The organism is Halosimplex salinum (assembly GCF_003730195.1).
Classification (GTDB): domain Archaea; phylum Halobacteriota; class Halobacteria; order Halobacteriales; family Haloarculaceae; genus Halosimplex; species Halosimplex salinum.
Window position 1 is genome coordinate 690,078 of sequence record NZ_QWGG01000001.1, and the last position, 24,533, is coordinate 714,610.

The following is a 24,533-nucleotide window of genomic DNA, read 5'->3' on the forward strand; positions in this document are numbered from 1 at the left end:
GGCGCGCCGGAATAGGTTTCGCTGTCGTCCGGTCAGTCGGCCGCCTGCGTCGACTCCCGGTCGGACTGCAGGCGATTGCCCGCAGCGGAGAGGAACGCGTCCAGCGAGAGCGGCCCAGCACCGAGGGTGAAGACGGCCGAGATCATGCCGAACAGGGTGATGTGGGCGAGCACGGGGTCGTCAGGGAGACCGAAGAGCGTCATCACGAGCATGGTGAACGCGACCGCTGCCGCACCGCGGGTGTAGTACCCCGCGATCAGCAGCAGTCCGACGCCGATCTCCGTCAGGCCGGCGCCGAGCACCCACAGGCCGGGGTCCACCGGGACGACGCTCGTCAGGTCGTACTTCTCGACGACGAGGACGGCGCGCGAGGGGTTCGCGAGCTTCTCGACGAGACCGAGGTACACGAAGGCGAGCCCGATGCCGACGCGGAGGACGGTCGGGACGTAGCGCTCGTACGGTCCAACGCGGGCCGAGAACCGCTCGGCGCTGCCGTGGATCGGGTCGATACGACCGTAGTACGTCCCCTGCGTTCCGGCGACCTCGCCGAGCATGTGGTCCGCGCTGGGGCGGCCGCTCCCGACGAGGATGATGGCGAGGAAGCCGGGGACGTACTCGACGGCCAGCAGCAGTTCCGGGTTGAACGCGAGCGCCGCGAGATAGGTCACGAGGCCGGCCGCCGCGACGACGCGGGTCCCGAGCCCGAACAGGAGGAGGAACCCGAGCGCGACCTGGAGGACCCGCGCTTCGACGGGGACGGCGGGACTGAAGAAGTAGCCCGCGAACCCCGCGCCCACCAGCGGGAGCCCCAGACTCAGGCGCAACATCCACGGGACGAACTCGCGATACGACGCGAGCGCCGCCCGGAGCGCGTCGATATCGGGTATCTGCGGTCTGACGACCAGTAACGCGACCAGGAGCCCGACGACGGACAGGGTCCCGCCCCCGACCAGCGCGGCGTTCAGCGGCTCGGAGAGCACTTCGACGGCGAACTCGATGGCGTCGCGCGTCGCGGTCGGTGGGTCGGTCACGTAATCGACGTGTGCGCTCGCCCGACCGGAGACCGCTGCGAGCCAGAACACACCGAAAACACTGCCCAGCACCGCCCGTCTCCCCGTTTCACTCATAGCGGAACCTAGCGACTGTGCGGGGATAAAGGCCACAGTATCCGGGGCTGGTCGGAGGGTGTCGCCGGCCGTCTCACACGTCGAAGACGACGTAGGCGTGCCAGCCGTCGTCGGTCTCCGAGAGGTCCATCTCGGAGTAGGTGACCGCCTTCAGGTCGCGGGCGTCGACGCTGTCGAGCGGGATGCCGCGGGCGGAGCAGTCCACGCGCCACTCGCCCTCAGCCTCGCCGACGGCCGCCTCGTTGTCGACCGGGAGGACGCCGCGCACGTCCCGTTCGTAGATGAGTTCGTCGAGGTAGTCGAACAGGAGCGCCTCGCGGTTCTCGGCAGCGACCGTGGTCTCGAAGCGCTCGCCGCCCTCCGCCGGGATCTCGTCGCACATCGCGGCGGCCATGCCGTCCGCGACCGCGCCGAACACCTCGCCGAGCGACTCGCCGGTCGCCTCGACCGCCACGTCGGCGGTGTGCTCGCGGAGGTCGAAGCTCACGCGTCACCACCCGCCGCGTCGCCGTCGGTCGCGGCGTCCGCGGCCGACGATCCCTCGCCGGGCTGTTCGGCTTCGGCGTTCACTTCGGCCTCCGCCCCGGATTCGGTGTCGCCGAGTTCGGTCTGGTCGAGCATGTAGTGCCGGACCGCTTTTTCGTCCTCGACTTCGGACTCGTCGAGGTCGGGATGGATCGCGGCGAACTCCCGGTAGGCCTGCTTGCGGATGTCCTCGGCCGCGTCGCCGGTGAAGTCGCTCAGGTCGTCGACGGTCCGGGTCCCCCACGCGCCCAGCCCCTCGACGCCGCCGCGGGCCTGTTTCCGGATCGCGTCGAAGTCGACCAGCTCTCCGTCCGGGGCGTCGGCGCCGCTATCGCCGGTCGCGACACCGCTGGTGACCAGCGATCTGACGCCCTCTTCCACGGTCATGTCCACGTCGTACACGCGGTCAGCGGAGACGTGGACGACGTATCCGCCCATCACGGGATTCGGAGCCAGGGGCATGAACAGCGTCGTCACGTCGTCGTGCCCGGTCGTCTCGTCGATGGTCGGCGGCGGGTCGGCGGTGACGAAGGCGATGGAGTACGACCCCTCAGTGGGGAACTCGACGAGTTTCACTTCGCGGAAGCTCTGGGTGTCGTTCGACAGGAGAAGTTCGGTCATCTCGTTGAAACTGGTGTAGACGGAGCCGATACCCGGGATACGGGACATCGCGGTGTCGAACACGCGCTGGAACCCGTCGCCGGAGCGGTTCTCCGCGACCAGCCCGACCGCGAAGATGAGGGCGACGAGAGTGAACACGGCCAGCAGTTCCATCACGTACGAGGGGAGGTCGGTCCCGAGGCCGAACTCGGTGCCGAGGAAGGTGACCACGGGGCTGATGGCCCGCAGGATGAAGTTCACGACGAACGCGAGGATCATCACGGTGACCAGCAGGGGGATGGTCAGCGCCGCGCCGGTGAGAAACACCTGCCGGACCTTCGCAGAGAGAGCGGTCCGCGGGTCGCCGGCGTCGGGAGCCGGTCCAGCGGAGAGTACGACCATACAAATCCCTCTCACCGCGACTGGCCGAAAGTCTTGCGGGGCTGGTAGGTCGGTCGTGCGGCGCCGCGCCGATGGAATTATAGTGACTTACCCGCTACGGACGGGGTAGTGAGCGTCAACGTCGAGCGACGAGTCGTCGATCCGGGGGACGCCGACTACGTCGAGCAGGCCTGGCAACTCAAAGAGCGCATCCGCGCCGACGAAGGCGTGTTGCGCCAGCGCAGAGGGTTCTTCGAGAACGCCTACGAGCGCTCGACGGCCTATCTCTTCGTCGACCGGTCTGACCGCGGCAAACTCGTCGGCTTCGCCGCCGTCCGCCGCGACGGCTACATCCTCTTTCTCGCCGTCGACAGCGCGTATCAGGGCGAAGGGTTCGGCGAAGCGCTGGTCGCCCGCGTCGCCGAGGACTACAGCTCCGTTACCTGTCACGCGCGGACGACCAACCGCGATGCCCTGCGGTTCTACCAGCACATCGGCTTCTCCATCGAGCGCCGCATCGACAACTACTACGAGGACGGCGGCGACGCCTACTACCTCAAACTCGGCGAGGAGGAGGGGCTCGCCGACCGGCTGTCGAACCTGCTCGGCGGATAGGGAGACCGACCGAGGGGAACCGGAGGGGACCTCGAAGCGGGCGCGACGCCGTCTCAGACGAGCAGGAACGTGACGAGCAGTCCGGCTGCAGTCGCGAAGGCGACCGTCGGGCCGCCCTCCCTGTAGGCGTCGGGCATGATCTCGACGGCGAGCGACGCGAGAACGGCGCCGCCGCCTCCCGCGCGGACGAGCGCCAACACCGTCTCGCCGACGCCGGAGAACGCGACGTAGCCGAAGACGACCACCGCGGCCAGTCCGACTGCGCTCGCCGTCCAGACGGCGAACGTCCAGGGCCGAGACCGCCCGCTCCGGGTCATGGCCTCGGCGCCGGCCACGGCCTCTGGGAAGTTGTTCGCGGCGATGCCGACGAGGACGGCCAGCGACCCGCCGGTCGACCCGCCCAGAATCGAGATGCCGAGCGTGAGGTTCTCCGCGGTCCCGTCGAAGACGACTGCGGCGAGCAAGGGGAACCCGCTCGGGACCTCGCCGGCGTCGGCGCGGCGCTTCACCGCGACGTACAGGCCGGTCCCCGCGAACAGCGCCGCGCCACCGAGGACGGGGCCGGCGATCCGGAACGCGGGTTCGAACAGTTCGAACGCGAGTCCGGTGAGGAGCGCGCCGCTGGCGAACGCGAGCAGCGCGCCGACGATCCGTCGCGGCGGTGAGAGAGAGACGCCGATAGCGGCGCCGAGGACGAGCGGTATCGCGGTCCCGATACCGAACAGGAGCGGCTGAACGACCATCGGTCCCTTCGGTCTTCGGGCCCGTGGCGGAAAACGACGGGGCCGGCCGGGTGTCGACCGCTGAGCGAAACCGATTTAGCGTCACGTTCGAAATCGGGTAGCCGTGCAGGAACAGACGCGGGCGTATCTCCGGGGCCGCTTCGGCGACCACTACCGCCGGACGGAGTTCACGCCGCCGCCGGAGGCCAACGAGCGCGAGTGGGGGTACGTCCCCTGGACCGACTCCCCCGGCGAGACGATGGTCCGTCACCGCTCGCTGCTCGACATGGGCTCGCTCGAGGACTTCCTCGCCCGCGAGAAACCGAAACACGTCTACTTCTCGGCGGGGCGCTACGACGACCCCGGCGCGAGTTCGATGGGCGCGAAGACGTGGCGCTCCTCGGACCTCGTGTTCGACCTCGACGCCGACCACCTCCCCTCGGTGACACTCGGCGAGGACAGCTACGCCGAGATGCTCGCGAAGTGCAAGGACGCGCTGAAGCGCCTCCTCGATTTCCTCGACGACGACTTCGGGTTCGACGACCTCACCGTCGTCTTCTCCGGCGGTCGGGGCTACCACGTCCACGTCCGCGACGAGACGGTCCAGCAACTCGAGAGCGACTCGCGGCGCGAGATCGTCGACTACGTCCGTGGCATCGGCCTCGACCCGGAACTCGTCGAGACGACGGAGATGCGCGGCGGCGTCACGGCGCGGGTCCTCGAGACCGAGGGCGGGTGGGGCCGGCGCGTCCACGAACACCTCCTCACGTTCGTGGACGACCTCCTCGCGATGGACGACGACGAGGCGAAGGCTCGCCTGCAGGAGATGGACGGCATCGGCGAGGGGCGCGCGAACACCATCTACGGCGCGCTGGAGAACAACGCCGAGGCGCTCGAGGCGGGCAACATCGAACTCGGCGGCGTCGGACTGCGGACGCTACTCGACGCGTTCGTCTCGGAGGTCGTCGAACAGCAGAACGCGCCGATCGACGAGCCGGTGACGACAGACGTGAACCGGCTCATCCGGCTCCCGGGGAGCCTCCACGGCGGGAGCGCGCTCCAGGTCCAGCGGATCGATCGGGCGGACCTCGACGCGTTCGACCCGCTCGTGGACGCCGTCCCGGAGACGTTCGTGGGGCACGAGATCAACGTCGACGTAACCGACCCCGGGCCGGTCGAACTGAAGGGCGATAGTTTTAATCTCCAGGCGGGTGAGGTTTCCGTTCCGGAGTATCTGGGCGCGTTCCTCATGGCCAGAGGGCGCGCCGAGAAGGCACCAGAATGATAGATCTCGACGAACTGCGCTCGGTTCAGAGCCGAGAACGACAGACCGACAGCCTCCAGCAGCTACGGGAGTCGTTCTACCAGGACGCCGGCGACTACATCCAGCAGCTCCACCGGGAGCGCGAGCGCGCGGCGGAGGAGGCCGACGACCCGTGGGACGCGCCGGAGGTCAACCGGCTGTCCGACGACATCAACACCGCCGAACAGACTATCGAGGCCATCTACGAGCGCCGCGTCGGCAAGATCGTCAAGATGGCGTCGCTCGCCGCCGCGGACATGCCCACCGAGGACGAGGGGCTCACCGAGGAGGAGCGCGCGCTGTTCGACACGCTCGTCGAGGCCATCGAGACGAACCGCGCCCGCGTCGAAGCGGTCGTCGAGGGGGAGAACCCCGCCGCGGCCGCCGCCGACGTCGCGAGCGACGCGCCGTCGGCCGAGGAGACGGGAGCGCCGGACGCATCGACCGATTCGGCCGACGCCCCGCTGGGCCCGAGCGACTTCCAGGACGACGAGACCGAGCCCACGCCGGCGGCCGACGGTTCGGCAGCGGAGGCCGCGCCCGGCGACCAGTCGGACGGGTCGGGCGTCGACGCGGCCGACCTGATGGGCGACGGAGCGGCCGACGATTCCGACTCGTCGGAGTCGGACGACGACCGGCACCACCCGCCGGACGAGAGCGCCGACCCGTCGCCGAAAGCCGACGGCGGGGCCGCCGTCGCCGACTCGGGCGCCCCCGCAGGTCCGCCGTCCGATGCCGACGGGTCGGCGGCGGACGACGAGGGCGGAGCGGACGCCGAACCGTCGGTCGAGCGCGCGACGGTGAAGATAACGAGCGACGTCGGCGAGATATTCGGCGTCGACCAGCGCGCCTACGACCTCACGGCCGAGGACGTGGTGACGCTGCCCGAGGCGAACGCGGGCCCGCTCGTCGAGCGGGACGCCGCCGAGCGACTCGACTGAACGGCTGTTCTCTTCGACTGTTCTCTGCAAGCGGACAGAAATTCGAACGGCTAGCGATTCGGTTCCGGGCGCGATCCGAGCGTCAACTCGACGGTCTGTTCCTCGCCGTCGCGGAGGACGGTCACGTCGATGGTGTCGCCGGGGCTGGTCTCCAGCGCGAGGAAGCTCGCGAGCGCCTGTCGCGTCCGGATCGGGGTGTCCTCCATGGCGACGACGAGGTCGCCGCCGGTGTCGACGCTCTGCCCCCGAACGGTCGTACTGCCGCTGTTGCCCTGCAGGACGCCGTCGGAGGGGCCGCCGTCGCGGACGACGGCGATGTAGACGCCGACCTGCCCGTCGATGTCGTTGGCCTCGGCGATCAGCGGCCCGAGCGTCTGGAGTCGCACGCCCATGTAGGCGTGTTCGAACTCGCCGTCTTCTAAGAGCGCGGGGACGACCCGACGGGTGAGCGGGGCAGAGATGGCGAAGCCGATGTTGTCGCCGCCGCCGGAGTTGACGACGCCGACCACTTCGCCGTCGAGCGTGAGCAACGGGCCGCCGGAGTTGCCGGGGTTGACGGGTGCGTCCGTCTGGACGGCGTCGGGGATGGAGAACTCGTTCGGCCCGGGGAGTGTGCGATTCACGCCGCTGACGATGCCGGCGGTGAGCGCGCCGACGCGACCGAACGGGTTGCCGATGGCGACCACTTCGGTCCCGACCGTGGGGTCGGACTCGAGGAGCGGGAGCGGGGTCGCGCTCTCGGGCAGTCCGTCGACCGAGAGGACCGCGAGGTCGCTGTACACGTCGGTCCCCTCCACTTCGGCCTCGAGCCACCCGCCGTCGGTGAACCGGAGGAAGACGGCCTCGGCGCCCTCGACCACGTGCTGGTTCGTGACCACGTGCCCGTCGCTGTAGACGAAGCCCGTCCCACTGGAGGGGGCGGGCCGGTCGGTGTACACCTGTATCTGTGCGATCGAGTCGATGGTCGACCGGTACACGTCGGCGTACGTGCCGTCCGCCGACTGGTCGAACTGGTCGAAGTCGCCCGCGGCGTCGCCGTCGCCGTCTGCCTCCGGGGATCGCGGTTCGGGGTCGACGGGCGTCGTGTCGCTCTGTTCGCCGTCGCCGAAGAGCGACCCGGAGCACCCGGCGGTGCCGGCCGCGAGCGCCGTCCCGCAGGCCGCGAGGAAGCGTCGCCGCGACGAGTCGGAACTGTCCATACCGGTTCGAAGGCCACCAGCCGAATAAATCCGCGGACGCGATTCCGGTGTCGTCGGGGAGCCGCCCCCGTCCGAATCCAGCAAATCTCTCCCCCTGAGCGGGGTTTTTGAGGGCGAACGGTCAAGCGAGGGAGACCGAATGGCACGTCCCGACCCCCACGGCAGTTTCGACGAGATCCGAGAGGAAGTCGACGGCCACCCGATGCTCAGCCTGTTCCGCTACGCCGTGCCCTACTGGGCACCGCTCGCACTCGGCGTGGTCTCGACGATGATCAACCGCGTCGCACGACTGTTCCCGGCCCTGCTCATCGCGGCGGCCATCGACCTCGCCGTCAACCCGTCGGGCGCGGCGAACAGCGTCCTGTCGGCGATCAACGTCGTCCCGTCCGAGCCGGTGCCCCTCGACGACAGGCAGGGCCGCCTGAACATGCTCTACTACCTCGGTACGCTCGCCGCGGGCGCCTACGTCGTCCAGTCGATCAGCCACTTCGGGTCGCGCTACTTCTTCCAGACGACCGCCCAGCGCATCCAGCACGACCTCAGGCTCGACACGTACGACCACATGCAGCGCCTGTCGCTGGACTTCTTCAACAACCACCAGACCGGCGGGATGATGTCGATCCTCAACAGCGACATCAACCGGCTCGAGGACTTCTTCAACGCCGAGATCCGCGAGATAACGCGCGCCGTCATGGTGTTCGCGCTCGTCGGCGGGTGGATGATCTACACGGCGCCGCGGCTCGGTCTGCTCGTGCTCGTCCCGGTGCCGATCATCGCGCTGATCACCGCGAAGTTCATCATGTGGATCGAACCGAAGTACAAGCGGATCCGCGAGCTCGTGGCGCGGATGAACACGCGGCTGTCGAACAACCTCGGCGGCGCGGCCATCGTCAAGTCCTTCGACCGCTACGACGTGGAGCGCGAGCGGGTCGCCGAGCAGTCCGGCGGCTATCGCGACGAGAAGATCGACGCCATCACCGTCCGAAAGGCCTTCTTCGCCTCGCTGCGCCTGCTGGTCGGCGCGATGTTCGTCACCATCCTCGTCCTCGGGGGGACCGACGCCGTCACCGCGGGCGGCCTCACCGCCGGGACGTTCGTCACGTTCTTCATGTTCCTGCGGTATCTCGACGGCCCGATGACCCGCATCGGCAAGACCGCGAACAACTACCAGAAGGCGAAGTCCAGCGCCGAGCGGGTGTTCGGCGTGCTCGGCTACACCGCCGACGTGACGACCGTCGAGGACGGCCACGCCCCGGAGACGGTCGACGGGGCGGTCGGCTTCGACGACGTCGACTTCAGCTACTCCGAGGGCGGCGACCAGATCCTCGACGGCGTCGACCTCGACGTCGAAGCGGGTGAGACGGTCGGGTTCGCGGGCACCAGCGGCTCCGGGAAATCGACGCTCCTCAAGCTCCCGCCGCGATTCTACGACGTGGACTCCGGCGCGGTCACCATCGACGGCACCGACGTGCGCGAGTACTCGCTCCAGACGCTCCGCAACCGGATCGGCGTCGTCGAACAGGACCCCTACATGTTCTCCGGCACGATCCGGGAGAACATCGCCTACGGCGACGACGAACTGTTCCGGTCGGTGCTGGCGAACTACGGCGACATCCCGGCTCACGTGGACGAGCGGGTCCGCGAGGCCGCGAAGGCCGCGGGCGCCCACGGCTTCGTCACCGACCTGCCCGACGGCTACGACACGATGGTCGGCGAGCGCGGCGTGAAACTCTCGGGCGGCCAGCGCCAGCGCGTCTCTATCGCGCGAACGCTGTTGAACGACCCCGACGTGATCGTCCTCGACGAGGCGACCTCCGACGTGGACACGGAGACGGAGGAGCTCATCCAGCGGAACCTCGAGACGCTGACCGCCGACCGGACGGCCTTCATCATCGCCCACCGCCTGTCGACCATCCAGGACGCCGACCGCATCGTCGTCATGGAGGACGGCGAGGTCATCGAGACGGGCACGCACGAGGAACTCGTCGCGGAGAGCGGCGCGTACGCGGGACTGTGGGCCTCACAGACCGACGACGGCGACGCCCGGGGCGTCGTCGGCGCGGACGACTGAACGCGGTGGCGACTCCGCTCGTGTCTCTCAGGGGATAAAGTACAACACCGAGTTCCTCAAAGGGAGGGGCATGGCTCCGAAGGTCGCGACGGACGGCTCCGGTCGGCCGGACTGGCGACGCCCCGCGCTCCGCGTCGGACTCGAGACCGCGCTCGTCGCCCTCGTCGCGACGTATCTCTCGATCCACCTCACCTCGCCATTGCTCGTCGCGCTGCTCGTCGTCGCGGCCGTCGTCGGCTCGATCGCCTTGCTCTTCCGGGAACTCGACAGGCAGGCCTACGCGTGGGTCCGCTACGCGAGCAATCGCGCACAGGAGAGCCAGCGGAAGAAGCGTCGAGAGCGCGAGAAACGACGGCGACAGCGACAGCAGGCCCAGCAGGGTGACCGCCGTGCCGACGGCGATTCCGAGGGCTGACCGTCTGTTTCGAACAGAGCGGGGTCTGCTCCCGGGTCACGAGCGTCGCGCGCTGTGAGTTCGATCCACTGGAGACCGAAGTCGACTGGCAGGACGCCGAGCGAGCTCTGGCGCGAGCCGAACGTGTCCCCCGGTCGCGCTCGTAGTGGTGTGAAACTGACGACGGCCTGCCGAGTCTCGTAGCATTAAGTGTGTCTGCGACGTATCACGAGACGACCCATGGAGCTTACCTGGCACGGCCACTCGACGTGGCACGTCACGGTGGGGAGCACCGACATCCTGATCGACCCGTTCTTCGACAACCCGCACACGGACCTGTCGCCCGAGGACGTCGACACGCCCGACTACGTCCTCCTGACGCACGGCCACGCCGACCACATCGCGGACGTCGGGGCGTTCACCGACGCGACCGTCGCGGGCACGCCCGAACTCGTCGGCTACGTCGCGGACGAGTACGGCGCCGAGGACACCGTCGGGTTCAACCTCGGCGGGACGGTCGAACTCGGCGACGCGTACGTGACGATGCACCGCGCCGACCACACGAACGGCATCCAGACGGACTACGAGTACTCGGCCGGACCGCCCGCTGGCTACGTCATCTCGAACACGAAGCCGACGCAGATCTCGGACGAAGAGAGCGTGGCGTTCTATCACGCCGGCGACACCGCGCTCATGACGGAGATGCGCGACGTGATCGGCCCCTTCCTCGAACCCGACGCCGCCGCGCTGCCGGTGGGCGACCACTTCACGATGGGACCGATGCAGGGCGCCATCGCGGCCGACTGGCTCGACGTCGACCACGTGTTCCCGATGCACTACGACACGTTCCCGCCGGTCGAGATCGATATCGACCAGTTCGTGAACGAAGTGGCGGGAACCGGCTCGGACGCCGAGGTCCACGTCCTCGACGGCGACGAGACGTTCGACCTCACCGAGGGTTACTGAGTCGGCTCTCCGTCCGGGTCGTCGGTCTCCGACCGGTCCGGGCGCTCGGGGTCGACGACCGGGTCGTCCGCCTCCGGTCGCTCGATCCCGTTGACGACGAACCGGGCGCCGCCGTCGGCACCGTTCTCCGCGCGCAGTTCCCAGCCGTGGTCGGTCGCGATCCGCTGGGCGACGTAGAGCCCGAAGCCGTCGCTGTCCTCGGACGCGGCGATCCCGGCGTCGAGCACGCGATTGGGCGGGTCCATGTCGATCCCGGGACCGTCGTCGGCGACTGCGAACCCGTCGTCGGTTCCGGCGACGGAGACGGTCACGTCCGCACCGCCGTGGTCGATGGCGTTCGACAGCAGGATCTCGAAGAGGATCCGCACGGACTCGGGGTCGGCGACGATCCGGCAGTCGTCGCGGACGACCAGTCGCGCGTCGGGCGCGTCGTACGTCCCCCAGACCTCGCGGGCCAGCGTCGAGAGCCAGACGACCTCAGCTTCGCCGCCCGCGCGCTCCTGCGACGCCAGGTCGACGATGTCGTCGACGATCGAGGCGAGGCGTCCGTGTGAGGCCTGCACCACGTCGAGTTCGGGCGTCTCCTCCGGGAGCATCTCGAGGCGACCGTTCGCGACCTGGAGTTCGTTCCTGAGCCGGTGGGCCGCGACGAGCGCGACCCTGGCGAGGCGTTCGTTCTGCCGTCGCAGTTCCCGCTCGCGCTGTTTGCGCGTCGAGATGTCGCGAGTGATCCCCGCCAGCCCGATCACCGCCCCGTCGGCGTCGTACCACGGGACCTTCGAGGTGATCGCGTACTCGTCGTCGTCGCTCGCCGTGTACTCCTCCGTCTCGAGGATCGGTTCGCCCTCCTCGATCACCCGTCGGTCGTCCCGGTGGGACTTCCGGTGGTGGTCCGGTGGCCCCTCCGAGAACGTGAGGTCCGTCTGCCCGATCACGTCCGCCAGGTCGACCGTCGCCCCCGTCGCGAGGACGTGACGCCCCGCTCCGTCTTTGGCGTAGATATGCATGGGAAACTGGCCGACGGTCGACATCACGAGCGTCTCCATGCGCGAGGGCGGACGGGACGCCGCCGAGTCCGAACCGCCGTCGAGAGCCGCCCGGACCGCCGCGACGACCCGACTGTCCGACGGGTCGGTCGCGTCGACGCGGTGGCTCGGGCCGCCGTCGCTCCCGGCGGAGTCGTGGTCGCCGTCGCTTTCGGTGGAGTCGTGGTCGCCGTCGCTTTCGGTGGAGTCGTGGTCGCCGAGCAGCACTATCGGCAGGTCGGGATACAGCGACCGAACGCCCAGTTCGACGCGTCGCGCCGTCGCCGGCCCGGGGTCGGCCGGGATCACGAGACAGTGGACCTCGTCGTAACAGAGTTCTTCGAACAGGTCGTCGAGCGTGGAGACGCTTCGTACCGAGGTCCTGTCCCGTCCCTCGGACAACGCCGAGGCGAGCGCTGGAGCGGCGCGTTCGTCCGTCGAGAGGACGAGTACTCGGTCACCCATCTGAGACAGTGAGTGACAATGGGAATCGTCCGCTTTCAGCTTTTCCCCGGTTTCGTGGACACGAGACCGATATCGCGGGCGCTCGACCGGTGTGGGCAGCTTTTAGAAGGGGGCGGTCGAACCCGCTCACGTATGTCAGACATCGAAGTCACGAGCGTCTGTGAGGAAGGGTACACGGTCGAAAACGAAATCGACGGCGAGTGGTCGCTGGTCGTCGACGCGCTCTCCGAGGACGGCCCCACGGCCAACCAGGTCCTGGCCGCGGACTACGCCTCCTGTTACATCCCGGCGTTCCGCGTCGCAGCCGGCAAGAACGGCTACGACGACGTCGGCCGCGTCGAGGTCGAGGTCGAGGCCGACCTCGACGAGGACGACGACCTCGAGTCGATCGACTGGACGCTGAAAGTCGAGGCCGCTCTCGGCGACGACGGGCAGGAGATCGTCGAACTCGGCGAGGAGATCTGCCACGTCCACTCGGCGCTGATCGACGACCTCCACGCCGACATCACGCTCGAAGACGACGCGTTCTGAGTCGGACTCGGCGGTCGAACGTCGGTCGGTAGTCGCCGAACGCTTTTCGAGAGGGACTCGCCCGGAGCGGCGCGTCGAGACGGCGAGAGTCGCAGTCGGCGTCGCGAAACGTGGACGGCGCGGAGAGAAAGAGTGACCTCGGTCTCAGGCGGCGAGCTCTTCTTCGTCGCCCTCGTCGCCGTGGACGCGTTCGACGACGTCGTTGACGATCACGATGTCGCCGACCGCCTGCACCCAGCGGTACGGGACGATGACGCCGCGGGACTGGTTGACCTCGGAGCCGAACAGTTCGCCGTTGATCTGGTGGAGCGCGAGGCCCGTGACCTGCTGGACATCGAGGTCGAGGCGCAGGTCTTCGACTTCGCCGACGAACACACCGTTTTTCGTGTACACTTCGCGGCCCACGAGCGTCGTGATCTCCTGTGGCGCCGTCTCGGGATTCATATCCGATACCTCGTGTGGCGGGGGCTTAAAATCTTGTTCTACGTCTGACGCCGCCGTCCGCCGGTCGTCGTTCGTGCGTCCGACGGACACGACGGCCACTGGGGTTAAACGGCTCAAGCACCTACACGAACGAGATGAGCGAAGCGAGTGACGACCCGACCGACGAGGAACTGGAGCGGATCCGCGAGGAGAAAAAGGAGCGACTCGTGTCCGGCGAGTCGGCCGACGAGTCCGACGCCGGCGCGGGCGGCAGAGACGAACCGATCCACGTCGAGAGCCAGGACCACTTCGAAGAGGTCGTGGCCGAGGGCGTCGTCCTGGTCGACTTCCACGCGGACTGGTGTGGCCCGTGCAAGATGCTCGAACCGATCGTCGCCGACATCGCCGAGTCGACCGACGCCGCCGTCGCGAAAGTCGACGTCGACGCACGGCAGGGCCTCGCCCGCGAGTACGGCGTGCAGGGCGTCCCGACGCTGTTCCTGTTCGTCGACGGCGAGTCGGTCGAGCGCCGCGTCGGCGTCCAGGACGAGGGCGCGCTGCGGGACCTGATCGCCCAGCACGTCTGACCGGGCGAGTGCCGTTCAGTCGCCGACGGTCGCCTCGCCCGTATCGATCGGGTCTTCGATGTCGCCGGTGACCGACTCCAGCAGGTCGGTCACGGTGACCATCCCGACGACTTCACCGTCCTCGATGACGAGCGCGAGCTCCTGGTTTTCGGCCTGGAACTGGTCGATAGCGTCGCTTACGTCCGCGTCCGGCGACATCGTCACCGGCGGGGCCGCCAGCTCGGCGAAGTCGATCGAATCGCCGTCGGTCAGCTGTTGCCGGTTCCGCAGGAGGCTCGGCAGGTAGACGATCCCACGGAAGTCCGTCAGCTCTTCTCCGACGAGCGGGTACCGCGTGTGTGGGTGCTCCTCCATGCGGCGGAAGTTCTCGGCGGCGTCGACGGCCGTCGACAGCGCCACGATCTCGGCTGCGGAGACCATCACCTCACGGACCGGCCGCTCGCCGATCTGGAGGGCGTTCATCACTTCCTCGCGGCGCTCCTCGGTGAGGTCGCCCTCCTCGAGGACCGCCCCCATCTTGTTGCGCAGGTCGGCCCGGGACTCGATCACGTCCTCCTCGGTCTCGAGCCACGCGCCGGTCATCTCGATGCCGAACAGTCCAAGCGTCCACTTGGCAATCGCGTCGCCCAGCCGGATCAACGGCGAGATGGCCCAGTTGAACCAGTACAGTGGGGTCGCGCCGTACCGGCAGACCATCCGGGAGCGCTCGACGCCGAGGTACGTCGGCGTCTGCTCCCCGTGGGTGAGGTGGACGAGGTTGATGATCAGGAAGGCGATGATGGCGCCGGCGCCCACGGTCGCGAGTCGCGTCCCGTCGAACAGCGGGTGGAAGAGCGCCGCCAGCGCCGGCTCGGCGACGATCCCGACGGCGATACTCGACGCCGTGATCCCGACCTGACAGGTCGTGAGGTAGATCTCCAGATTGTTGGTCATCTCCCACGCGCGTTCGAGCGCCGCGCTCCCGTCCCCGACGAACTCCTCCTCGGTGAACTGACGCGCCCGCGTCAGTGCGAACTCGATGGCGACGAAGAAGCCGTTGGTGAGGATCAACCCGACACCTGCGATCAGACGGATCCAGACCTCGAGGGCGTTCATCCGGGACGGGGTTCTCCTTCGAGCATTAAAACGCCGGCGAAACGCCCGAAACCGCCGGAATTCGGCGCTGAACGGGCGTTCGAGACGATTTCGTCGGCCACCCCGGAGCCCTGAAAGATTATGCCACTGGCTCGCACAGGCACGGGCATGCCTTCGACGCTGGTCCACCTCGCCCTCGGCGGGCTGATCGCCGCCGCGCTGCTGGGCTCCGTCTTCGACCGCCGTTCGCTCCTCGTCGTCCTCGCCGTCGTCGCCGCACCGGACCTCGACTCCTTCATCGCGCTCGTCACCGTCGCTGGCCACCGGACAGTCCTGCACACGTACCTGATACCGGTGCTGGCGAGCGCGGTGCTGTACGCGGATACGCGGATCCGCGACCGTTCGGCGATCCGCGACCGCTGGGGGCCTCGCGGTATCCGGATCGGCTGGGTCAGCGTCGTCGCGCTCGCCTTCGCCGGGATCGGACTGGACTTCGTCGACCACGGCGTCAACCCGCTGTGGCCGCTCCACGACCAGTTCTACGTCCTCGACGGCCGCTTCGAGCTCTCGGACCAGCGGGGGATCGTCCAGTCCTACGTCGACCTGAGTCCCGAGACCGAACAGACGGGGCCGCGCAGTCGCGGCTCCTCGCAGGAGGTCAACATCTCCACCGGCGTCGACCCGAACCCGGGCGGGGAGGGCGGCGGCCCGGACCCGGACACGGTCGAGGACCCCGAGCGCATGTTCCCGGTCGTCCGCCACGGCTGGCAACTGGCAATCCTCGTCACCGGGACCGTCGTGACCGGCGCGCGCCTCTGGATGGACGACGTCTCGCAGAAGTAATCGAGCGAGCGAACGGGGACGCGGCCCGCGGACTGTCCCTCAGAGGTCGTCGGGCAGTCCGTCGCCCGCGGCGTCGACGGCCACCACGTCGTCCACGGCGTCGCGAGCGCTGGCCGTGTCCTTGAGACCAGTGCCGGTCGCGACGACGACCACGCGCTCGCCGGAATCGATCGTTCCGCGCTCGCGGGCGGCCCGGACGCCGGCGACGGCGGCGGCGCTCGCGGGTTCGGCGAACACGCCCTCGCTCTCCCCGAGCAGGCGCTGGCCCGCCCGGATCTCCTCGTCGGAGACCACGACGGCGTCGCCGCCGCTCGCTTCGAGGGCGCGGCAGGCCTTGCCCGCGTTGTGCGGGACGCTCACGTCGATGCTGTCTGCGGTCGTGTCGCCCGAGTCGGGTCGAACCGCGGCCTCTCCCTCGACGGAGTCGCCGCCGCCTTCGGTGACGAACCGGTCGTAGATGGCGGTCGCGCCCGCGGCCTGGACGCCGAGCATGCGCGGCGTGTCGTCTATCACTCCGAGGCGTTCGAACTCGCTGAGCCCCTTCCAGGCTCCGGCGAGCGAACAGCCGTTGCCCATCGGCATGACGACCCAGTCGGCGTCGGGGGCCTGTTCCGCGAGTTCGAACCCGAGCGTTCGCTTGCCCTCGACGGCGTAGGGGTTCATCGCGGCGTTGCGGTTGTACCAGCCGCGCTCGGCCGACACCGACCGGCAGAGCTCGTAGGCGTCGGCGTAGTTGCCGTCGACGCCCAGCACCGTCGCGCCGTAGAGTCGCGGCTGGACGGCCTTTGCCTCGGGCAGGTCCGCGGGGACGAAGATGCGACACGCGAGGTCCGCGCGGGCGGCGTAGCCCGCCAGCGATGCGGCAGCGTTGCCGGTCGACGCGCAGGCGACCACGTCGTGGCCCTGCTGGCGGGCGCGGGAGACGACGACGGCGCTCCCGCGGTCCTTGTTCGAGCCCGTCGGGTTGGTCGTCTCGTTCTTGACGCGCGCCTCGACGCCGAGCGCGTCGCCCAGCGCCGGCGCGTCGAGGAGGTCGGTCCCGCCAGCGCCGAGTCTGACGGGGTCGCCGTCGACCGGGAGCAGGGGTTCGTAGGTCCAGAGGTCGTCCGTCGGGCCGTCGAGCGCGGCCGAGAGGCGGTCGCGGACGGCGTCGTAGTCGTAGCGCACGTCGAGGATGCCGGCGACGCCGTCGTGTGCCGGGCAGGTGTACTCGACGTCGCCGGGGGCGTAGCGCCGACCGCACCGTTCGCAGGCCAGGGCCTCGACGGGAGTCATAAACTGCTTGCTCCGTGATCCGGCCGACCGTCACAAATGCCTTCTGGGTTTCCGGCGCGGAAACGCAGGCAACTCGCCAGCACCGCGCAAACGAGGTTATCCCTCGAAAGCCCGCAGACGCGGGCATGAGTCTCTTCGCAGAGTTCCACTTCCCGTCGGCGGACTTCGCGCTCCACCCGACGCTCGAACGGCTCCCCGAACTCGTCGTCGAGATCGACCGCGTCGCCGCCTCCGAAGAGGTGTTGACCCCGTACTTCTGGGTGTCGGGCGTCGACCTCGACGAGTTCGAGTCCGTCGCGGCCGAGGACTCGTCGGTCGAAGACCTGCAGCGACTGGACGACTTCGAATCCGCCTCGCTCTACCGCGCGACGTGGACGGCGAACGTCGACTCGATCGTCTACGCCTACACGCAGGTGGGGGCGACGATCCTCGAAGCGAAGGGCGAGCACGGCCGCTGGGACATCCGCATCCGGTTCGACGGGGCCGACACGCTCGAACAGTTCCAGCGATACACCGAACGCTACGACATCTCCTTCGAACTGAAGAAACTGTACGAGACATCCCAGCCCAGAACCGGCGGCCAGTACGGACTGACGGAGAAACAGCAGGCCGCGCTGAGCACCGCCTGGGAACTCGGCTACTTCGAGGAACCGCGGGAGGCGACGCTCGACGAGGTGGCGTCCGAACTGGGGATCACCCGACAGTCGGTCTCCCAGCGACTCCGCCGTGGCCACCACGCGCTGATAGCCAACACGATCCGCGTCACGCCCGTCTCAGCGGAGAAAGCGTAGCGGCACAGACACCTCCCTTAAAAACCCCTGACGCAGGCAGTACGAAGCCAGACCCGGGCGGGGCGACACGTTCAGAGCATGGCAACGGACCCGGCCGAGGTAGACGGGCAGGTAGAGAACGCTTTTCGGCTGCTAGGGCATCGGTACCGCCGGTACGTGGTCAGGACGTTCGCCGACCACCGCTACGAGCTACCGCTCGCGGACCTGGCCGACGAGGTAGCCCGCCGGGAGTACGACGCCCCGGTGAGCGACATCCCGTCGGAGGACGTCTCGAAGGTGTACATGGCGCTGTACCACACCCACGTGCCGAAACTGGGCGACGGAGGCGCGGTCCTCTACGACCAGCAGTCGGACGTAGTCGCGCCGCGCGACCGGATCGAGACGCTCGTGGAGCTACTCGACGCCGTCGAGTAGGTGCCACTTTGCGGGCGGTAGCGCGGCGCTACGGGACGGGTCGTCCGCCCGACCGCGGTTCCCCGTGATTGATGTACCCCGTCGCCGACAGCGGTGGTATGAACGAGGGGTTGCGGGTGCGCGAGCGGATCGGCGCCGCCGACGTGGTCACGCTGGCCAACGCGGTCGTCGGATTCGTCGCCGGCGTCGTCGCGCTGTCGAACCCGCAACTTGCCGCACGACTCGTCCTGCTGGCCGCTATCGCCGACGCGCTCGACGGCATCGTCGCCCGACAGTTCGGCGGCACCGAGGTCGGACCCCTCCTCGACTCCGTGACCGACGTCGTCTCCTTCGGCGCGACGCCCGCGCTCCTCGTCTACGGCATCGCCGCCGCCGAGTGGGGATGGCTGGGCGACGGCCTCACCAGCGCCCCGTCCGCCCAGGCCGCCGCGGCGCTCGCCGCCGGCTCGCTGTTCGTCGTGTTCTCGATACTCAGAACCGCCCTCTACAGCCAGTTCGTGGGCGAGGGAGAGAACCGCCCGGGCATCCAGAACACGCTCGGCGCGACCATCCTCGCGGCCGCGTACCTGTCCGGGCTGACGTGGGTCCCTGGGCTCCTCGCCGTCGTCGTCGTGCTCTCGGTCGCGATGGTCGCACCGGTGCCCTATCCGAATCTCAGGGCGCGTGACGCCGGCGTCCTCGGCGTCGTTCAGGCGGCCGCCGTCGTCGCGCCGCTGGCGCTCTCCCGGGCGCTCCCCCGGTTCCTGCTGGTCGCCGCGCTCGCGTACATGTTCCTCGCACCGCGGTACTACTGGGGAGAGTAGCGGTCGTCACGTCGGTACGCTGGGGTGACAGCCGTACCCGGCGTCCGAGTGGCCGTTTCGAACCGTCGACACCCTTACCTGGAGACAGCGTGAGCGATGCGGTGTGGCCGCACCACGCGGAATCTGGCACCGGTCGGCTCCACTCGTCGGAGCGCTGGGCGGCGCAGCGAGCGCCGCTTGGTACGACGCGACCGGCGCGGCGCTGACGAGCGGGGGGTTCGACTTCGCGACCGGCCTCGCGGACGCGCTGTTCTCGGTCCACCCGCTCGTCGGCTATCTCGGCTTCGTCGCCCTCGGGACGACGCTCGGCGCCGTCTTCAGTCGTATCGACGCCGACAGGGGCGAGTGAGCGACGCGGCCCCGCACGCCTCTCGGCGCGCTCCCCAGAACTTTTTTGCACCAGTCAACCGAGCGTTCAATCGTGGTTTACGAGACCGGCAATCGTACGATAGACGACGCCGTCGAGCGCGTGCTGGCGGGCGAGCGGCTCACCCGCCGCGACGGGCTGGCGCTGATCGCACAGCCGGTCGACGAACTGGCCGCGGCGGCCGACGCCGTCCGCGCGCACTTCGGCGACGGCACGGTCGACGCCTGCTCGATCGTCAACGCGAAGGCGGGCAACTGCGCCGAGGACTGCGGCTTCTGCGCCCAGTCGGTCCACTTCGACACGGGCATCGACAACTACGACTTCCTCGACCCGGAGTCGATCCTCGAATCGGCCAGACGCGCCGAGCGCGACGGCGCCCAGCGCTTCGGCATCGTCGTCGCCGAGAAAGGCGTCTCGAAGGAACGCCGCCCCGACGAGTGGGAGGAGGTCCTCCGGGCCATCAGACTGGTCCGCGACGAGACCGACGTGGAGGTCGACGCTTCGCTCGGCATCCTCACCGAGGAGGAGGCCGCGATCCTCGCCGACGAGGGGCTCAACCACTACAATCACAACATCGAGACCTCGCCGAACTTCTTCCCGGAGATCGTCGACAGCCACTCCTTCGAGGACCGGGTCGCGACGCTCGAAGTCGCCAAGGAGGCCGGGATGGACCTCTGTGCCGGCGTCATCCTCGGCATGGGAGAGAGCCCGACCGACCGCGTCGACGCCGCCATCGCACTGCAGGATATCGGCGTCTCCTCGCTCCCGGTGAACATCCTCAACCCCGTCGCGGGGACGCCGCTGGGCGAGCGCTTCGACGACGGCGCCCGGATCACGACCGACGAGATCGTCGAGACCATCGCCGTCTACCGGTTGCTCCACCCCGAGGCGCGCGTCCGTCTCACCGGCGGGCGCGAGGCGAACCTGGCCGAAGACGAGCAACACCTGCCCTTCGAAGCGGGCGCCGACGGCATGCTCACCGGCGACTACCTCACGACGGAGGGGCAGTCCCCCGCCGACGACATCGAGACCGTCGAGCGGGCGGGACTGGAGCCCAACACGGCGGCCAACGAGTTCGACCCGGCGGCAGTGAAAGCGCGCGAGGCCGACCGAAGGGAGGCCTCGGACGGAGCGAACGGCGAAGCCGTGAGCCGCGCGACCGACGCTGACGGCGAAACGGAGACCGCCGCGGGCAGCGCGACCAGCAACGTTTCCGACTGAGGACGCAGCTTCGAATCTCACCACACACGCATGGACGACACGACATTCGCGGTACTCGGCACTGGAGGCATCGGCAGACGAACGCTCGACGTCGCGCGGCACAAGGACGGCCTCACGCCGGTCGCGGCCTGTGACCGCAACGGCGTCGCCGTCGACCACGACGGCCTCGACGTCGACGAACTCCTCGACGCGACCGAGGGGAACATCGCCTCGGGCCCGGACGAGTCGGCGGACGGCGACACGCCCGCGACGCCGACCAGCGACTACGCCTCCGACGGTGGAGCGACGGCAGTCGAAGGCGGAGCCACGACCGACAGCGTGAAACAGGCCGGCGAGGACGCCGGCATCGTTGCCAGCGAACAGGGCCGACCCACCGAAACGCCAATCGACGACGTGATCGCCGAGAGCGACGGGATCGACGCCGTGCTGATCGCGCTCCCGAACCTCGAACACGACTTCGTCCCGCGGGTCGCCGAGCGCTTCGCCGCCGCGGACTACGAGGGCGTCCTCGTGGACGTGCTCAAGCGTTCGCGTGTCATCGGTATGCTCGACGACCGCTCGGAGACCCTCGAAGAGAGCGGCATCACCTTCGTCTGCGGCGCGGGCGCGACACCCGGCTTCCTGACGGGGGCGGCCGCGCTCGCCGCCCAGTCGTTCGTCGAGGTCGAGGAGGTCGAGATCTGGTGGGGCGTCGGCCTCAAGTCGGGCTACGAGGACAACCGCGGCACGGTCCGCGAGGACATCGCCCACCTCGACGGCTACGACATCGAGACCGCTCGCGAGATGAGCGAGGAAGCGATCGAGGAACTCATCGAGGAACACGACGGCGAACTCGAGTTCCACGACATGGAGCACGCCGACGACGTGCTGCTGGAGCGAGCAGGGATCTGCGACGCCGAGGACGTGTCCGTCGGCGGCGTCCTCGACGTGCGCTCCGACGAGAAGCCGACGACGACGACGGTCCGCGTCACCGGTCGCACCTTCGACGGCGAGCGTGGCACGAACACGTTCCAGTTGGACGACGCGACGAGCATGGAGGCCAACGTCAACGGCCCGGCGCTGGGCTACCTGAAGGCCGCGGTCCTGCGCAACCGCGCGGGCGACTACGGCGTCTACGGCCCCGCCGAGATCATGCCGACCTTCTGACGCCGCGACGGCTCCGTGGTGGCTCGCGTCTGCGGCCCGTTCGCACGGTTCGACTACGCTTTTGTCGGGACCCGACCGAAGAGTGTCATGGACGAACTGGCGCCGTTCCACGAGTACTGCGAGTTCGGCGGGGACCGGGTGTACCTTCTCGTCGCGCTGGCGCGGGCCAAGGAGAACGAGGGCACGTCGAGCAACTCCGCGCCCGCGATCCGGAAGGTCGTCGAAGACGACGACCAGCTGGACCGCAAAGCGGCGGAACTGGCCCACGCGACGCGCCGCTTCGACGAGCGGTTCCGGCTCTACCTGACGGCGAACGCCCGGGACGCGCTGAAAGCCACCTTCGAGCTCCGCCGGTCGATGGACGACTGGCTGGAAGCCCGCATCCACGGCGACGAGGGCGTCCGCGCGAAGTTCAGGCGGGTCGACAGCGAGTTCGAGTCGACGCTCCAGTCGGACACCTGTCGCGACGAGACGAACTTCGTCTTCGACCTCGACGACGCCGGAGCGGGCGAGATGGACGCGCTGCGCGAGGAGTTACAGGAACACACGACCGTCTCGCTCGTCCGGGAGACGCCCAGCGGGTACCACCTCGTCACCGACCCGTTCGACTACAACCACCTGGAGACCGAGATCGAGTACGAACTGAAGACCGACGGGATGGTCTTCGTCTCCTACGTCGGCGAGTGACCGACGGGGGCAGAACGGGGCGAGGCGACGCCGACGGACCGAAAGGACGAGGGACCGGCCGCTCCCGGTTGCGGGTATGACAGACCGCGGCTTCGACCTCGACGCGCGACTCGCCGAGCGCGAGCGGGCCGGCTTGCGGCGCCACCTCCGACCCGCCGAGTCCGTCGCGGCCCGCACCCGGTTCGCCGACGACCCCCGTGGCGGCGCGCCCGACTACGGCGAGGGGCGACTGGTGTTCGCCTCGAACAGCTATCTCGGCCTGGCCGACGACCGTCGGGTCCAGCGCGCGGCCGAACTCGCCGCTCGCTCGGTCGGGACGGGCGCCGGCGCCTCTCGCCTCGTGACCGGCGACACGGGCCTCCACCGCGCGCTCGAACGCGACCTGGCGGACTGCAAGGGGACCGAACGCGCGCTCGTCTTCTCGTCGGGCTACGCCGCGAACGTCGGGACGATCGAAGCGCTCTCGCCCGACGTCGTGTTCTCCGACGAACTGAACCACGCGAGCATCGTCGACGGCTGTCGGGTCGGCGCCGAGGAGACGGTCATCTACGACCACGCCGACCCCGCGGACCTCCGCGAGCGGATGGCCGCCCGTGCCGCGGACGCGAGGGGGGACGGGAGCGAAACCGACGAGGACTGGCTCGTCGTCACCGACACCGTGTTCTCGATGGACGGCGACGTCGCACCGCTGGACGGGATCTGCGACGCCGCAGAGGAGTTCGGCGCGTGGGTGATGGTCGACGAGGCCCACGCGACGGGTCTGTTCGGCGACGGCGGTGGGGTCGTCCAGCGCGAGGGCCTCGCCGACCGCGTCGACGTGCAACTCGGGACGCTCTCGAAGGCCCTCGCCAGCCAGGGCGGCTACGTCGCCGGCGACGAGGCGCTCGTCGAGTACCTCCTCAACGCCGCCCGCTCGTTCGTCTTCTCGACGGGGCTCGCGCCGCCCGCGGTCGGCGCGGCGCGCGAATCGCTCCGGATCGCCCGCGAGACATCACGAGCCGACCGCCTCTGGGACACCGTCGAGGACCTCCGTGCGGGCCTCGAGGCGATGGGCTACGACGTTCGCGGCGAGACGCAGGTCCTCCCGGTGATGGTCGGCGACCGCGACGACGCGCTCGAACTGGGCGACCGACTCGCCGACCTGGGTGTCGTCGCCCCGGCGATCCGGCCGCCGACCGTCCCCGAGGGGACCGCCCGTATCCGCGTCGCACCGATGGCGACTCACACGGAGACCGAGGTGGACCGGTGTCTCGACGCCTTCGAGACCGCTGGCCGGGAGGTCGGTCTGCTGTGAGCGACGCGAGCGTCGATGGGGAATCGGTCGTCGACTTCGCCGTCGTCGGAACGGACACGGGCGTCGGCAAGACCGTCGTGACCGCCGGACTGGTCGGCTGGCTCCGCGCGGCGGGCGTCGACGCTCGCGCCGTCAAACCCGCCCAGACCGGCTATCCGCCGGACGACGACGCCGGCTTCGTCGCCGACGCCTGCGGGACCGGGGACGCCGCGACCTGTCTCGAACGCCTCGAACCGCCGCTCGCACCCGCTGTCGCCGCCGACCGCGAGGGCGTCGACCTCTCGTACGACGATATCCTCGCGGGCTGTAAGCGCGAACTCGCGGACGCTGCCGTCGGCGTCGTCGAGGGGATCGGTGGCCTCCGCGTGCCGTTGACCGACGATACCGAGGTCGTCGACCTCGTCGCGGATCTGGACGTTCCCGCGCTCGTCGTCGCTCGCTCGGGATTAGGCACGCTCAACCACTCCGCGTTGACGGTCGAGGCGCTCGAACGGCGGGGCTGTCGCGTCCACGGCGTCCTCCTGAACCAGTACGAGGGGGCCTCGACCGCGGAGCGGACGAACCCGGAGACGCTCGCGGCGATGACGGACCTCCCCGTATGGACGCTCCCGACGCTGTCGCTCGCCGAACCGGTCGAGGCCGTCGACGGCGTCCGTGAAAAACTTCCGGCGCGCGTGTTCCCGGGCGACTAACGGGCGCTGTGGAGGGGTTCCGGCGACTCACGCCGTGCGAAGGGGAACGGT

27 protein-coding genes are annotated in these 24,533 nt (G+C 69.2%); 18 read left to right on the forward strand and 9 right to left on the reverse strand.

All coding sequences use genetic code 11. The annotated features are described in order from the left end of the window. Nucleotides 1-32: 32 nt before the first annotated feature. The 3 genes from D1409_RS03430 to D1409_RS03440 form a co-directional block, all read right to left on the reverse strand. On the reverse strand, nucleotides 33-1,127 hold the full coding sequence (locus tag D1409_RS03430) for a DoxX family protein (RefSeq protein ID WP_123534037.1): 1,095 nt from the start codon (nucleotides 1,125-1,127) through the stop codon (nucleotides 33-35). Nucleotides 1,128-1,200: 73 nt separating this feature from the next. After that, nucleotides 1,201-1,614 carry an archease gene (locus D1409_RS03435; RefSeq protein WP_123534039.1) on the reverse strand — a complete coding sequence of 138 codons (414 nt, stop codon included), beginning with the start codon at nucleotides 1,612-1,614 and terminating at the stop codon, nucleotides 1,201-1,203. Further along, complete coding sequence (locus D1409_RS03440) at nucleotides 1,611-2,654, reverse strand: DUF502 domain-containing protein (protein WP_123534041.1); 1,044 nt, start codon at nucleotides 2,652-2,654, stop codon at nucleotides 1,611-1,613. The genes D1409_RS03435 and D1409_RS03440 overlap by 4 nt, the downstream gene beginning before the upstream one ends. Before the next feature lie 108 nt (nucleotides 2,655-2,762). Here D1409_RS03440 and D1409_RS03445 point away from each other — a divergent pair, with 108 nt between their 5' ends. Continuing rightward, on the forward strand, nucleotides 2,763-3,248 hold the full coding sequence (locus D1409_RS03445) for a GNAT family N-acetyltransferase (protein WP_123534043.1): 486 nt from the start codon (nucleotides 2,763-2,765) through the stop codon (nucleotides 3,246-3,248). Nucleotides 3,249-3,301: 53 nt separating this feature from the next. Here the strand turns inward: D1409_RS03445 and D1409_RS03450 are convergent, their stop codons facing one another. Beyond that, nucleotides 3,302-3,991 (reverse strand): ZIP family metal transporter, encoded by a 690-nt coding sequence (locus D1409_RS03450; RefSeq protein WP_123534045.1) that lies wholly within the window; start codon nucleotides 3,989-3,991, stop codon nucleotides 3,302-3,304. 103 nt (nucleotides 3,992-4,094) lie between these two features. On the opposite strand from D1409_RS03450, the gene priS reads away from it, so the two are divergent. Together priS and D1409_RS03460 are read left to right on the forward strand one after the other, a co-directional pair. Beyond that, a complete protein-coding gene (priS, locus tag D1409_RS03455) occupies nucleotides 4,095-5,255 on the forward strand; it encodes a DNA primase small subunit PriS (RefSeq protein ID WP_123534047.1) in 1,161 nt (386 codons plus the stop codon). Then, nucleotides 5,255-6,214: a DNA replication complex subunit Gins51 gene (locus tag D1409_RS03460; RefSeq protein WP_123534822.1), complete on the forward strand. Its 960-nt coding sequence runs from the start codon at nucleotides 5,255-5,257 to the stop codon at nucleotides 6,212-6,214. Before priS ends, D1409_RS03460 begins: the two co-directional genes overlap by 1 nt. Before the next feature lie 50 nt (nucleotides 6,215-6,264). Here D1409_RS03460 and D1409_RS03465 read toward each other — a convergent pair whose 3' ends face one another. Beyond that, a complete protein-coding gene (locus D1409_RS03465; protein WP_123534049.1) occupies nucleotides 6,265-7,413 on the reverse strand; it encodes a S1C family serine protease in 1,149 nt (382 codons plus the stop codon). Between the two features lie 139 nt (nucleotides 7,414-7,552). Between D1409_RS03465 and D1409_RS03470 the strand changes: the two genes are divergently transcribed. The 3 genes from D1409_RS03470 to D1409_RS03480 all read left to right on the forward strand — a co-directional run bounded on the left by D1409_RS03470 (nucleotide 7,553) and on the right by D1409_RS03480 (nucleotide 10,844). Further along, nucleotides 7,553-9,484 carry an ABC transporter ATP-binding protein gene (locus D1409_RS03470; protein ID WP_123534051.1) on the forward strand — a complete coding sequence of 644 codons (1,932 nt, stop codon included), beginning with the start codon at nucleotides 7,553-7,555 and terminating at the stop codon, nucleotides 9,482-9,484. Between the two features lie 70 nt (nucleotides 9,485-9,554). Continuing rightward, a complete protein-coding gene (locus tag D1409_RS03475; protein WP_123534053.1) occupies nucleotides 9,555-9,899 on the forward strand; it encodes a hypothetical protein in 345 nt (114 codons plus the stop codon). A 219-nt stretch (nucleotides 9,900-10,118) separates the two neighbouring features. Further along, on the forward strand, nucleotides 10,119-10,844 hold the full coding sequence (locus tag D1409_RS03480; protein ID WP_123534055.1) for a metal-dependent hydrolase: 726 nt from the start codon (nucleotides 10,119-10,121) through the stop codon (nucleotides 10,842-10,844). On the opposite strand, the gene D1409_RS03485 is transcribed toward D1409_RS03480, so the two are convergent. Next, nucleotides 10,838-12,334, reverse strand: coding sequence for a sensor histidine kinase (locus D1409_RS03485; RefSeq protein ID WP_123534057.1), 1,497 nt, complete (start codon nucleotides 12,332-12,334; stop codon nucleotides 10,838-10,840). The genes D1409_RS03480 and D1409_RS03485 overlap by 7 nt on opposite strands. A gap of 132 nt (nucleotides 12,335-12,466) precedes the next feature. On the opposite strand from D1409_RS03485, the gene D1409_RS03490 reads away from it, so the two are divergent. After that, entirely contained in the window at nucleotides 12,467-12,865 is a 399-nt protein-coding gene (locus D1409_RS03490) for an OsmC family protein (protein ID WP_123534059.1), read from the forward strand. 144 nt (nucleotides 12,866-13,009) lie between these two features. Here D1409_RS03490 and D1409_RS03495 read toward each other — a convergent pair whose 3' ends face one another. Then, nucleotides 13,010-13,309: a PRC-barrel domain-containing protein gene (locus D1409_RS03495; protein ID WP_123534061.1), complete on the reverse strand. Its 300-nt coding sequence runs from the start codon at nucleotides 13,307-13,309 to the stop codon at nucleotides 13,010-13,012. A gap of 134 nt (nucleotides 13,310-13,443) precedes the next feature. Here D1409_RS03495 and trxA point away from each other — a divergent pair, with 134 nt between their 5' ends. Next, nucleotides 13,444-13,875, forward strand: coding sequence for a thioredoxin (gene trxA / locus D1409_RS03500; protein ID WP_123534063.1), 432 nt, complete (start codon nucleotides 13,444-13,446; stop codon nucleotides 13,873-13,875). Between the two features lie 15 nt (nucleotides 13,876-13,890). On the opposite strand, the gene D1409_RS03505 is transcribed toward trxA, so the two are convergent. Further along, nucleotides 13,891-14,970, reverse strand: a complete 1,080-nt coding sequence (locus D1409_RS03505) for a hemolysin family protein (RefSeq protein WP_123534065.1) — start codon at nucleotides 14,968-14,970, stop codon at nucleotides 13,891-13,893. 147 nt (nucleotides 14,971-15,117) lie between these two features. Between D1409_RS03505 and D1409_RS03510 the strand changes: the two genes are divergently transcribed. Then, a complete protein-coding gene (locus D1409_RS03510) occupies nucleotides 15,118-15,792 on the forward strand; it encodes a metal-dependent hydrolase (RefSeq protein ID WP_123534067.1) in 675 nt (224 codons plus the stop codon). Between the two features lie 39 nt (nucleotides 15,793-15,831). Here the strand turns inward: D1409_RS03510 and thrC are convergent, their stop codons facing one another. Beyond that, nucleotides 15,832-17,067, reverse strand: a complete 1,236-nt coding sequence (gene thrC / locus D1409_RS03515) for a threonine synthase (protein ID WP_123534069.1) — start codon at nucleotides 17,065-17,067, stop codon at nucleotides 15,832-15,834. 125 nt (nucleotides 17,068-17,192) lie between these two features. Between thrC and D1409_RS03520 the strand changes: the two genes are divergently transcribed. The 9 genes from D1409_RS03520 (at nucleotide 17,193) to bioD (ending at nucleotide 24,482) form a co-directional block, all read left to right on the forward strand. Continuing rightward, complete coding sequence (locus D1409_RS03520) at nucleotides 17,193-17,858, forward strand: helix-turn-helix domain-containing protein (protein WP_123534072.1); 666 nt, start codon at nucleotides 17,193-17,195, stop codon at nucleotides 17,856-17,858. 78 nt (nucleotides 17,859-17,936) lie between these two features. After that, entirely contained in the window at nucleotides 17,937-18,272 is a 336-nt protein-coding gene (locus tag D1409_RS03525) for a DUF7344 domain-containing protein (RefSeq protein WP_449404900.1), read from the forward strand. A 98-nt stretch (nucleotides 18,273-18,370) separates the two neighbouring features. Then, nucleotides 18,371-19,075: a protein sorting system archaetidylserine synthase gene (locus D1409_RS03530; RefSeq protein ID WP_164471555.1), complete on the forward strand. Its 705-nt coding sequence runs from the start codon at nucleotides 18,371-18,373 to the stop codon at nucleotides 19,073-19,075. Between the two features lie 103 nt (nucleotides 19,076-19,178). After that, nucleotides 19,179-19,424 carry a hypothetical protein gene (locus tag D1409_RS03535; protein WP_123534078.1) on the forward strand — a complete coding sequence of 82 codons (246 nt, stop codon included), beginning with the start codon at nucleotides 19,179-19,181 and terminating at the stop codon, nucleotides 19,422-19,424. Nucleotides 19,425-19,496: 72 nt separating this feature from the next. Beyond that, nucleotides 19,497-20,663 (forward strand): biotin synthase BioB, encoded by a 1,167-nt coding sequence (gene bioB / locus D1409_RS03540; RefSeq protein ID WP_123534080.1) that lies wholly within the window; start codon nucleotides 19,497-19,499, stop codon nucleotides 20,661-20,663. Nucleotides 20,664-20,693: 30 nt separating this feature from the next. Next, nucleotides 20,694-21,809 (forward strand): saccharopine dehydrogenase family protein, encoded by a 1,116-nt coding sequence (locus D1409_RS03545; RefSeq protein ID WP_123534082.1) that lies wholly within the window; start codon nucleotides 20,694-20,696, stop codon nucleotides 21,807-21,809. A gap of 87 nt (nucleotides 21,810-21,896) precedes the next feature. Then, nucleotides 21,897-22,496 carry a hypothetical protein gene (locus tag D1409_RS03550; protein ID WP_123534084.1) on the forward strand — a complete coding sequence of 200 codons (600 nt, stop codon included), beginning with the start codon at nucleotides 21,897-21,899 and terminating at the stop codon, nucleotides 22,494-22,496. Between the two features lie 76 nt (nucleotides 22,497-22,572). Further along, on the forward strand, nucleotides 22,573-23,790 hold the full coding sequence (locus D1409_RS03555) for an aminotransferase class I/II-fold pyridoxal phosphate-dependent enzyme (RefSeq protein ID WP_123534086.1): 1,218 nt from the start codon (nucleotides 22,573-22,575) through the stop codon (nucleotides 23,788-23,790). Next, the gene (gene bioD, locus D1409_RS03560; protein WP_123534088.1) at nucleotides 23,787-24,482 is read left to right on the forward strand and encodes a dethiobiotin synthase; all 696 of its coding nucleotides are present in this window, start codon (nucleotides 23,787-23,789) and stop codon (nucleotides 24,480-24,482) included. Before D1409_RS03555 ends, bioD begins: the two co-directional genes overlap by 4 nt. The last annotated feature ends 51 nt before the right edge of the window (nucleotides 24,483-24,533 follow it).